Here is an 11,297-nt window from a genome sequence, read left to right as displayed (position 1 = left end):
ATGATCTTGCCCTGGTTGTCAGCGTTGAATAAAAAAACAGGCATACCTGAGTATGCCTGATGAAAACAGTGTGTTGCGGTTGAACAAGCGTGATTTATTTAAACTCGGATTTGCGCATCCGGTTCAAGACGGCCATGACATCGACAACACGAGGTTTAGCTAAATCACCATAGTTTGGCATGGTGCGGAACCATTCATCCTGCAGCATTTTCTGGAAGGCGGTGACGGGTTGCTTTTCCCAGCCTTTGAGCTGCGCCAGCTGACACCATAACCAACCAATAGTATGAAGCTGGCTGGCATCGGCAATTTGCTCTAAGGCCTGCAGATCCACGAACTCACGACCAAAACGCAGACTTTGTTTGTTTTTGACCTGGATACGGAATTTACCTTCTTCCAGTTGCGCCTGAAGCCCGGAGCGGTTCAGCTGGCGAACACGCGGCTGCTCAATGGTATCGCTGCCTTCCGGCTGGCGCTGAGTTGGATGCGACTGCACGACAGTTTTTGCTTTAGTGGTGACATCAACAGCTTCATAGTTGTGCATCTGAATCACTGTATCAGCAACATCCAGATAGTCACCGGAACCGCCCATCACCAGCATGACAGAGACGTTCAGGTGATTGCGCAGCAAAGCAATACGATCGACCAATGGGGTGATAGGTTCATCTTCTTTCGCAATCAGTGCCTGCATGCGCTCGTCACGGATCATAAAGTTCGACGCTGAGGTATCTTCATCGATCAACAGGGTTTGGGCACCGGCTTCCAGCGACTCTTGCAACCAGGCTGCCTGCGACGTCGAGCCTGAGGCATTTTGTGTGCTAAAGCAGGTGGTGTCTTTACCCATAGGCAGATTATTGATGTAAGGCGACAAATCGACGCTGTGGACACAGCGGCCATCTTCTGCACGAATTTTGCTGGCAGTTTCATCGGCAACCACATATTCGCGGCCATCACCCGGGACATGATCATACACAGCATTCTCGACCGCATTCAGCAGGGTCGATTTGCCGTGAAAACCACCACCGACAATCATGGTAATGCCGGTAGGGATACCCATACCGCGCAGTTTACCCGCGTGAGGTGCGTCTAATTCAACAGCCAGGCTGTCCGGGCTGATGAAGGGCACAGCGTCAGGCATTGGCTGCTCGCTGTTACCGGCAAGGCGTGGTAACACACTGTGATCGGCCACGAAGGCAATCAGCTTTTTCTCTTTGAGCTGCGAACGCAGTGCCACCTGATCTTCAACGGTTTCACAATGGCGGCGCAGATCGTCCATTGGCAGTTCACGCGCAATCGTCGCACGACGAATGATTTTCGGCAGCGTGAAGGTCAGCAGGTTGAGCGCTTTCTTGGCAATGATGGTACGGCCATCAGCAGGCAGATCGACACGGAAACGCAGTTCAATGGCATCGTCATCGAAAACGACAGCAGTGCGGTCCAAAACGGCCTGACCCGGACGATCAATCTGAATCTCGTTCACTTCTCTGGCCAGTTCCGCAAACTGACGGGCGATAAAGTCACGCGCTGCGCGCTGATAGTCTGCCGACTGGTCTTTCAGCCAGGCCAGATCCGTGAGTGACCACTGGCGCCGTGCGCGAACGCGTGTCGCAGGCGCGAAAGGATCCGACTGAGGGATATCGATAAAGAAATCGTAATCAACAAAGTTATACTGACCACGCAGGCTGGAATAGCTGCGATAATTACGACGGTCAATTTTTTTGAGTCTGGCTTCTAGTAAGTCCATGGTCACTCGATATCACTGGCAATAAACATTGGGGGCAGGAGTGTACACCAAAGCACAGTTATGTGCATGTTATTCGGTGATCCAGCTCCCGCTTATCAGGCATTCAAACCTTAGTCTAATTGTTAGCGTACCGGGTTTTCGTCACTGTGATGAGAAAAGAGACTTTCCACGCTATTCAAGGAGTCAGTATGTTGGAAATGGCATCAAAGTCGGCCGAATGGCTATTGCTGCTCAGCGGCGTGATCCTGATCTTGACCAGTATGGTGCAATACGGACGCCGCACCCGCAACTGGGGCGGGGTAATGACGATGTTCTACAAACGCGTCAGCATGACAGCCATCGAATTCAAGTTTTACCGTTCAGGTGTGGCTGCCGTGATATTGGCTATTGTGCTCAGAATGGTAAACCTGATTTTCTGGCCATAATCGTGGTGCTGCTGAGAGCACAGAATTAAGCGAAAACTTGCCAGTTGATGTGATTTGTCGCACACTTGCCGCCCATCAAGATTCTGACAATAAAGGCGGGTATTATGGCCTCTACCGCAGCGGCACTGCACATTCTGGTGAAGCATAAAGAACAAGCTGACGATATTTTGCAGCAGCTGAAAAAAGGCGCAAAATTTCAGACCCTGGCAAAGAAATATTCAACCTGTCCTTCCGGTAAGCGCGGTGGCGATCTGGGCGAATTTCGCAAAGGCATGATGGTGCCGGCTTTTGATAAAGCCGTATTCACCGGCAAAGTGCTGGAACCGATCGGCCCGGTGAAGACCAAGTTTGGGTATCATGTGATTAAGGTGCTGTATCGGACGTAATCTGCTCACGGCCTTTTTTGAAGGAGTGTGTTTGTCGCGCTTGGGTTCAGTGCTTCCCTCGCCATGAGGTGACGCGCGCCAGACACTCTTTGCGGGCACAAAGAGTGCCCAGAAATGCCTTGTTGTTCTTTGGTGTGGTCCGGGGCGGTTGTAGGCGCTCCCGGTGCCGACAACCTAAAAATTCGTCCTGAATTTTTCCCTTGATTGGTGTTTACCAGAATATCAGCTAACTCTTATAGCGAATATATTTTTGCGGTTTGGTGAGTATGTCGCGCATTGGGTTCTGTGGCTTATTTGACATTGTTTGATGCGGGCCAGGTACTCTTTTAAGGCAAAAAGAGTACCCAGAAATGCCTTGTTGTTCTTTGGTGTGGTCCGGGTCGGTTGTAGGCGCTCCCGGCGCCGACAACCTAAAAATTCGTCCTGAATTTTTCCCTGGGGGAGAGGCAAGCCTCGAACTTCTCATTTCTGCTTTTATAACACACGCCAAAATCTATTTAAACTAATTGTAATTCAATATCTTACTGTCATTCCCGCGCAGGCGGGAATCCATGTGGCGAGTGCGACTCTATGGTTTCTTTGAACTGGGTAAGTGACTGATGTCGCTTTTCTCACAAGCGTATATGTCGCTGATTTTTGCGGTAAGTCATAAAATACAAGAAAAGTATGAAATATCAGTTTGTTAGCAGAAGTGGATTGAGTAGGATATACGACATGGTGTCGTTGAATAAAATGTTACAAGTACCAATCTGAAGCTCGGTGACTTCTGATAATGTTAACTATAAGGATATTTAAGTGATAATTGAAAAAGTTGAAGTTATCGGATTCAGGAATTTTGCTCAGGCTACGATTCGTTTTAACCAGAGTACTCTGATTATAGGTTCAAATGATATCGGAAAAACTAATCTAATTTATGCAATTAGAGTATTACTCGACAAATCACTTTCAGAAAGAGATATTGAACCACAGTCCACTGATTTTCATATATTTGAAGATGGAAGCCAATCCAGCCAATATTCAATTACGATCTTTTTTAGAGATATTAATGAGGATGCTGCTCTATCTTCATTAAAAGGTCATGTGAGTGATGATGGTTGTACCGTATTTAAGTTCGTTGCGTACGATAGTTTTGATTATAAAATATATATCGGTAGCGACGAAACAAACCTTGAAGAAATACCCAGTCGTTATTACCTAAAATATATTAATTTAAGATATGTGAAATCGCGTCGTGATTTGAAAAAATTCATAGATATTGAGAAGAAGCATTTACTCAATTTATCTAAAGAAAGCCGTGACACTATAAAGTCCTCAAGCGATGATTTACAACTGGATAAAATATCAAGGGGACTTAATGTTATTAACGAAAGAGTCAGACGTCTAAATTATGTAAAAGAGTCAACAACGTTGGTGAATGATGAACTGAAAAAACTTTCACATAGCTATGATGACTATGCAGTGCATTTAGACTCAGGAGCAATCAAAGTACATCAATTTATTGACAATTTAGAGCTTGGTGCTTCTAGCGCTGGAGCGAAGTTGATGCTCGGTGGAGATGGGCGAGATAATCAAATTCTATTAGCATTATGGAAAGCAAAAAGTGAAAGGGAATTTGATCCTGTTCACGAAGTGACTTTCTATTGTGTAGAGGAGCCCGAAGCACACCTTCATCCACATCAACAGAGAAAGTTGGCTGATTATTTGATAAAAGAGTTGCCGGGTCAAACGATCATTACTAGTCATTCCCCTCAAATTGCTGCTAGGTATAAACCAAATTCAATTGTACGTATTACAAGTAATGCTGGTAATAGCTATGCCGCAAATAATGGATGTTCTGATTGTATTAGTGCAGCTTGGGATAACCTAGGCTATAGAATGAGCATTCTACCTGCGGAAGCGTTTTTTTCACATTGTGTCTTTCTAGTTGAAGGACCTTCTGAACAACTATTCTATCAAGAGCTTGCATATTCATCAGGCATCGATTTAGATTATTTTAATATATCTATCCTCAGTGTTGATGGGGTTCAATTTGATGTTTACGGAAAAATACTAGATGCTCTTGAAATACCTTGGGTAATGCGAACAGATAATGATGTATCTAAAGTTCCACATCAAGACCTTAAAAACTTAGCTGGAATTAATCGATGTTTAAATATTAAGGGATTAGCGCCATATCCTTATTATACAATTCAAACAACACCTCAGAGCCTATTTCAAAGTGGGGTTTGGGCACAAGTTTCTAATGTAATAAATCCATTGGGAATATACCTTTCACAGGTAGATCTTGAATATGATATCGCCTTAGAATTACCTAAAGAATTATTAGGGTTTGCCAATGAAACAGAAATATCGGCAGCAATAAGGTACCTGCAAGCACAGAAAGCAATTCGGATGCGAGAGTTTTTAGCCATTAATAAAAAACAGTTGAAAAATATTAGTGCAGGCTTACTAATTCAACCATTGGTTCATGCAAAAAGAATCGCTGAAGGAGTTAAATAAAATGACTGGCTTTGAGTTTACGCCAGATCAAAAAGCAGCGATAGAGTCACAATCAAATATGGTTATCACTGCTTGCCCTGGAAGTGGTAAAACATCCGTAATCGTTGAAAAAATAAGACGAGAAGTTGCTGAACTACAAGGGTATAAAGGCGTTATAGGTATCACTTTTACGGTTAAGGCCAGTAAAGAGTTAAAGCAACGGTGTAAACAAGGTGGATTGGATACAAAATCAAGTTTCTTTGGAACAATCGATCACTTTTGTTTGACTGAATTAATTTTCCCATTCATATCGAGATTATATGGTAAATCAAAATATGCCGTTGAGTGTAAATCATATAATGATCTGAGTGAAGATCTAAAATTAGGCTTGCCACCACTAGATGAAGTTGGAAATGAATTTAATACCGACGATTACAGTGCTTACAAACAAAAATTCAAATCGTTACATGAAAAGGGAATTATTCTTCTAGAGTCAGTTGGTGTTCTTGCCGTACGAATAATTAATGACTCTTTATCCTGTAGGAATTATATAAGGTCTAAATATACGTCACTGTATATAGACGAATATCAAGACTCATCTCAACCACAGCATGAGTTATTCCTTAGCTTATTAGAGCTTGGCTTGAAGGCTGTAGCAGTGGGAGATGTAAAGCAATCTATTTATGCATGGCGAGGTAGTGATCCTCAGTTTATTCAATCTCTCATTAAAAAGCCTGATGTATTTGAGCACCATATAGTAAATGTTAACCATCGGTGCCATCCATCTATTGTAAATTATGCAAATCGTATTTTTAACAGTAATTGTACATTACTGCCCACAAACGAAATTCGGGTTTACCAATGGGTGATTGATGGTACTCAACATGATGTAGCAGATTATTTAACTAAAAGTATAAATAAGTTAATTGCAGACAAAGTCGTAAAATCACTTTCAAACATAGCTATTTTAGTACGGAACAATAGTAGCCTTTCCCTCCTTGAAACAAAACTAGGAGTCCCATATAGGATTTTTGGAGAAAACCCGCTGAGTCTAATAAACACTTCAAAGACTAAATTTATGAGCAGTCTATTGGCTTATTATTTGGATCATAAAGTTTTAATCAATGATGTCGTTGAGGTGATCGAAAATTATTCTTCTTTATCAGCGTCAAGCTTAAAAGATTTACGTGCTTCTATTAAGTCAATTTCTGGGCGGGACAGTTCAACGATAAAAGATGCAATCTTAGAGTTGACGCATAAAACTTTAGGTGAAGATATTGTTGATATTGAAGTAAACGCTTTAGAGCGCGTATTAGCGGATAAAAATATTTTGAAGCAATACATGCCTGAAAATATTAATGAAGTTCAAATAATGACGTTACACAAATCTAAGGGGTTAGAATTTGATATTGTTTTTCATCTAGACCTCTACGACTGGATAATGCCTAAAAGAGAGTTTATAAGAGGTTGTTATGATGAGGTTTTCACTAGTTGGGAACAGGATCTTAATTTACATTTTGTAGGAATAACTCGTGCAAAAGAACATTGTATTCTTGTTAATAGTACAAATAGATTCAACCATGAGGGTGATATAAAACAAGGAAAAAAATCACAATTTATGACGCTTGATGGTTTGGCTGGTTTATATAAATAAACCCTGATATCAGTGCGTGCTGAGATCAGGGCGAGAGCACGAGTTAATAAATTGTAAAATCACTACTTAAATAGCATGTGTGGAGCTATAAGAAGAGTGATTTTTAGCCATCTACCACAGGTTCTAAACATATGAGTTGTTCAATAATTGTTCGGATGTTTCGAGAGAATTTATTAGTGAGCAAAAAGTGAGCATACGTGCTCTCACCCTGGTGCTGAGATGCTTGTAACAAGGCATTTAAACGGAACTAAAACAGTTGGTTAGGTTCCGCTTCGCTCCACATTATAACCAACAATTTTAGTCCGCTTAATGCGGCATTGTGCGTAATGAATTTGGAGGGAGCTGATGCAAGATGATAAGTCGAACCTCAAGCGAGGCTGGCAACCTATGCCCGAGTTCGTCAAGCGTGTGTTGCTTGAGAGAGGACTCATGGATGCATACGACGAAAGGCCGCCGTATCAAAGGAATGATTACTTGCTCTGGATCAATAGTGCCAAGAGGCAAGAGACCAAGGAAAAACGGTTGCGTCAAATGCTTAATGAACTTGAAACCGGGGGTGTCTATATGAACATGAAGCATCCGGCCTCGAAGAAGGAATAGCTGTGGGCGCTCTCTGGGATTGCTTGCACAACAATGCCATGCAGCCGACGCTAGCTTACTGCATGAAATACAATCAAAATAGGAGCATATATGGCACATCATGATATTAATAATGACCAAGATTTACGTGGTATTTTTGGAAGTTCAATAAGTTTAGCTGTTGGGGATACAGTCTCAATTAATCACATTAATATTGGTGTCACTAATGAACCAGTGGTTAATGTGTCTCCAGGAAATCCAAATCAAGCAGACGTGATTGAGCTAAAAAGTACGGTATGTATTCAAAAGTACAAATGCCCTATAAACAAGAGTGCGGTGATCATTATATTTGACTCAGCCTCTCCTGTCCCAGTTGCTAATGTTTTGTATCTATTAAAATAAGCTAACAAATAAGGATACGTGACGCGCAGCCGACGAGGGTGTTCATAGTTCTGTGTCAGCATAAGTCACAGATCCACATATTGATCGACCCTGTTCGGGAAGTGGAGACTCAACTGGGATAGCGTCAGATTCCAGTTCTGTACCGGGTGCGTCCACTTCTCGGAAGCCTTCAACATCCCCGCATAAAGCAGCTTCAGCAAGCTGGTTTCGTTGGCGAAGCCACCCTTGGTTTTTGTCAGCTTGCGGAACTGACGGTGTACCGCCTCAACCGCATTAGTGGTATAGATAGCCCGCCGGATCTGCTCGGGATACTTGAAGTATACCGACAGATTGTCCCACTTGCTGCGCCAGGATTTAATGACCAACGGATACTGTTTGCCCCATTTTGCTTCCAGCTCGTCCAGCGCCTGCTCAGCAGCATTCTGTGTGGCGGCCTTGTAGACACACTTGAGATCTGCCATGAAGGCCTTCTGGTTCTTGCTCGCAACGTACTTCATGGAGTTGCGGATCTGGTGAATAACGCAGATCTGCACCTCCGTCTCAGGGTAGATGGTTTCAATGGCTTCTGGGAAGCCTTTCAAACCGTCTACCGAGGCGATCAGGATGTCCTTAACGCCGCGGTTCTGCAGGTCGGTCAGCACGCTGAGCCAGTAATGTGCGCCTTCATTCTCGGACAAGTACAACCCCAGCAGCTCTTTTTTACCCTCAACGGTCAGACCCAGAATCGTGTAGACGGCTTTCGATATGAAGCGACCGTTCTCTTTGATTTTATAGTGAATTGCATCCAGCCAGACGAAGGGATACAGCGGCTCCAGATCCCGCTCCTGCCATGCTCTGAGTTCAGGTACCAAACGGTCGGTGATGGTGTTGATAGTGCCGTTGGAGATACTCATGCCGTAAAGATCTAAGATGTGTTCGCGGATGTTCTGATAGCTGTTACCAAGAGCGAATAGAGAGAGGATCTTCCCCTCCATCTCGTCGGTCAGGCGGGTCTGATACTTCTTGACGGTCTGAGGTTCGAACGTGCCATTACGGTCTCTCGGCGTTTCCAGCTCAAATTCACCTGACGATGTTTTAACCGTCTTTCTGGAGGTGCCATTCTTGCGGTTGGCAGAAGTTTCATTCGTCAGGTGCTCGTCCAGCTCTGCTCCCAAAGCGGCTTCGGTGATCTGCTTGATCAGCGGCGTGAGCAGGCCATCCTTGCCATTGAGGTTTTGCCCGGACTGCAGCGCTTTGGCGAATGCCTGGATATCAATTTCGTATTTATCAGCCATGATGTGTCTCCCCCCTTTTTTAGGAAGTGTAGGAAAAGACACAAAACTTTGAACACTACCCAGCCGACACTTCTATCCGGGTGTTGGACAAGCCCGGACAGCCTTATTAAGCAAATTGGTCGATTGGGATTCGGTGGGGTTGCGCCCGCGGGTTTCGTCAAGACGAGCGCAGCCGGGAAGTGACCACGGTGTGTTTCACTTCAATGGGTTACCTGAATTCGGTCTTGCGTTGGCTTTCTCCTCGTTGATGATGCTACGCCATTCTCCTTATTGTGTTTGCCTTCCGGCTATCCCGGTCGGGTGATGCCGACGCAGTGCATGGCATGCTGGCAGCATGGGCAGTCCCGTGTGGCCTGCTGTGGCTCGGTGTTCACAGGCAACTGCCATGTCGGCAAGCTGAGCAACATCTGTTGTATGGTGAGCCGCAGTGTTCGTGCGCTGTCATGCAGCAAGCCGTAGTCCCGCACCCGTTGTAATCCTTTTGGCAGTACATGCTGCAAGATCAGCCACAGGAACTGCACCACAGGCAGGGTACGTGTTGCCGGTTGCCGGGTCTGGCTGTCGGTATAACGGAAGGTCACCTGATGGTCATTGATCCGGAGAATATCCTGGTCGGGCAAGACGCCCCGGTAGAGGTAGCGCGACAGGTATTACAATGCCGGCAACCCCCGTCCGACCGCACGGCAGTTGACTATATTGAGCCATGTCCACTGTTTGTTGAGGGTATAGCGGTAGAAGAACTGCAGGCTGTTGCGGTCGAGTTTGACGGTGCTCCATGAGTGGGTGTGGATGAGTTGGCGGAAGTAGGCACATAACTGCTCGGTTGTCAGGGTATCGGGCGAGCAGTCGAAAAAGGCGGAAACACGACGTACCGCACGGCTGTAGGCATCAACGGTCGCCGGGCGCTTGCCTTGTAGGATAAGATTATCAAGGTGTTGCTGGTATAGCGCGTCGAAATGGCGCTGCTGTTGGGCGTTCATGATACGGTCTCCAGTCCGCTGCCCGGATGGCAGGGTTCAGAGATCAGTATGTGGGCTGCTGTAGCTCTGCCGCGCAGCGGCTTGGTTCAACAAACGACTATGGCGTCAATCATTAAAATCATGCTGATTTTTCACCCATAAGACGCCATCGCGTAACATAGAATTTAGGATAATAACCATCTTCCTGACGCATGCAATGATGGCTACTTTTTTCGGTTTTCTTTCAGCCAGAAGTCGTTGATAGTCACGATATAGGCGGGTGGGATATTGGAAATATCGAGAGAACTTTTGAGCTTGATATTATTTTTGAATCAACACCTTGCCTTGATGATCTTCACCATGGATACTTAAAACCATGTTTGGCTAAATCAATGCCATAGACAAATTGTGACATGGTGGTCTCCAGGGATTCGGTAATCAGACACTACTAAGTGTGGCAATGTCTGATGAGGGGGAGTCCATGTCATTCGTTATACGAAATTAGAGTTCGGATCATGAGAGAAGCAAAATTACTACTTACAGCTTTTAGCCTATTTATTTTAGGGGGCTGCGACATTATATACGGTGTTTCTCGATATTCCCCAGTTGGCGCTGTAAGGCTTCCTATTGAATGTATGGTAGAGGCGACAAAATCAGTTGCTGGTGTTTCTGATGTGGAGCACCGGACAGAGGAAGGCAGTCGAGATTTAACTTTCGGTGGTGTACAGCAACCAGAAATTATTGATAGGTTTTTCTACATCTACAATGGTTTAAACGGAAATTACTATTTTCGAACCAACTACGAAGGCATAGCTGAGTTTCAACATACATACATTGATATCAATCGCCGTCCTCCCCAATCTGAAATTGATAAGATCAGACCAGTGATGATTCAGATTGAAAACTCTGTTAGCCAAAACTGCCAAATAGACATATCTACAAAAACTATCGAAAGTTGTATGGGAGTTATTTGCGAAGGCGTATAGCAAAGCCAAGCACAATCGTCCATGCAAAAAAGCACATTTAGGGTACTTATATGACTAGACGCTTAACAAGGGGCGGCAACAGACTGTCAAAAGTGTCACTTAAATTGCTGGCGCAATTACGCGCCACTTTTCCAGTCGCTGTGACCGGCGTTAGCAGAATAAGGATGATTCAATGAGTCTAGTTAAAGTTTTTTATCAACAGAGAGAAAATGGTACTGAGCTTGTGAATCATGAAAGAGATCTAAAATTTCATCGTGAAGCTTGTGAAACTATCGACAATTACCCTTGGGAAAAAGAGTTGGAGTTGTTTGAAGAGTTAGGTGAAGGCGGTGGGTTCTTTTTCATGTTAGGCGGCATGGATGGCAAATTTGCTTCATATCAATTTACACCAGTCGAAAGTGACAGAGGCTTGC

Annotated in this window: 9 protein-coding genes and 2 pseudogenes; 8 read left to right on the top strand and 3 right to left on the bottom strand. The window is 44.5% G+C overall.

Going from position 1 to position 11,297, the window contains the following annotated elements:
* Positions 1-94: 94 nt before the first annotated feature.
* Entirely contained in the window at positions 95-1,741 is a 1,647-nt protein-coding gene (locus tag KCG43_RS21050; protein WP_218387420.1) for an ABC-ATPase domain-containing protein, read from the bottom strand.
* A gap of 188 nt (positions 1,742-1,929) precedes the next feature.
* Here KCG43_RS21050 and KCG43_RS21045 point away from each other — a divergent pair, with 188 nt between their 5' ends.
* From KCG43_RS21045 to KCG43_RS21020, 6 genes are all read left to right on the top strand, one after another.
* Positions 1,930-2,166 carry a hypothetical protein gene (locus tag KCG43_RS21045; protein ID WP_027251161.1) on the top strand — a complete coding sequence of 79 codons (237 nt, stop codon included), beginning with the start codon at positions 1,930-1,932 and terminating at the stop codon, positions 2,164-2,166.
* Positions 2,167-2,270: 104 nt separating this feature from the next.
* Entirely contained in the window at positions 2,271-2,552 is a 282-nt protein-coding gene (gene ppiC / locus KCG43_RS21040; protein ID WP_027251162.1) for a peptidylprolyl isomerase PpiC, read from the top strand.
* 795 nt (positions 2,553-3,347) lie between these two features.
* A complete protein-coding gene (locus KCG43_RS21035; protein WP_218387418.1) occupies positions 3,348-5,051 on the top strand; it encodes an AAA family ATPase in 1,704 nt (567 codons plus the stop codon).
* A 1-nt stretch (position 5,052) separates the two neighbouring features.
* Positions 5,053-6,684: a UvrD-helicase domain-containing protein gene (locus KCG43_RS21030; RefSeq protein WP_218387417.1), complete on the top strand. Its 1,632-nt coding sequence runs from the start codon at positions 5,053-5,055 to the stop codon at positions 6,682-6,684.
* A 345-nt stretch (positions 6,685-7,029) separates the two neighbouring features.
* A complete protein-coding gene (locus tag KCG43_RS21025; protein ID WP_218387415.1) occupies positions 7,030-7,284 on the top strand; it encodes a YdeI/OmpD-associated family protein in 255 nt (84 codons plus the stop codon).
* A gap of 90 nt (positions 7,285-7,374) precedes the next feature.
* A complete protein-coding gene (locus tag KCG43_RS21020) occupies positions 7,375-7,665 on the top strand; it encodes a hypothetical protein (RefSeq protein ID WP_218387413.1) in 291 nt (96 codons plus the stop codon).
* 65 nt (positions 7,666-7,730) lie between these two features.
* Here KCG43_RS21020 and KCG43_RS21015 read toward each other — a convergent pair whose 3' ends face one another.
* Positions 7,731-8,939: an IS256 family transposase gene (locus KCG43_RS21015; protein ID WP_218387411.1), complete on the bottom strand. Its 1,209-nt coding sequence runs from the start codon at positions 8,937-8,939 to the stop codon at positions 7,731-7,733.
* 287 nt (positions 8,940-9,226) lie between these two features.
* Positions 9,227-9,919 (bottom strand): annotated as a pseudogene (locus tag KCG43_RS21480) (transposase).
* Positions 9,920-10,413: 494 nt separating this feature from the next.
* On the opposite strand from KCG43_RS21480, the gene KCG43_RS21000 reads away from it, so the two are divergent.
* Together KCG43_RS21000 and KCG43_RS20995 are read left to right on the top strand one after the other, a co-directional pair.
* Entirely contained in the window at positions 10,414-10,884 is a 471-nt protein-coding gene (locus KCG43_RS21000) for a hypothetical protein (RefSeq protein ID WP_218387398.1), read from the top strand.
* 172 nt (positions 10,885-11,056) lie between these two features.
* A pseudogene (locus tag KCG43_RS20995) lies at positions 11,057-11,297 on the top strand (hypothetical protein); the annotation flags it as partial.

This window comes from Photobacterium sp. WH24 (assembly GCF_019204055.1).
GTDB lineage: Bacteria > Pseudomonadota > Gammaproteobacteria > Enterobacterales > Vibrionaceae > Photobacterium > Photobacterium arenosum.
This window is presented reverse-complemented; position numbering and strand designations above follow the sequence as displayed.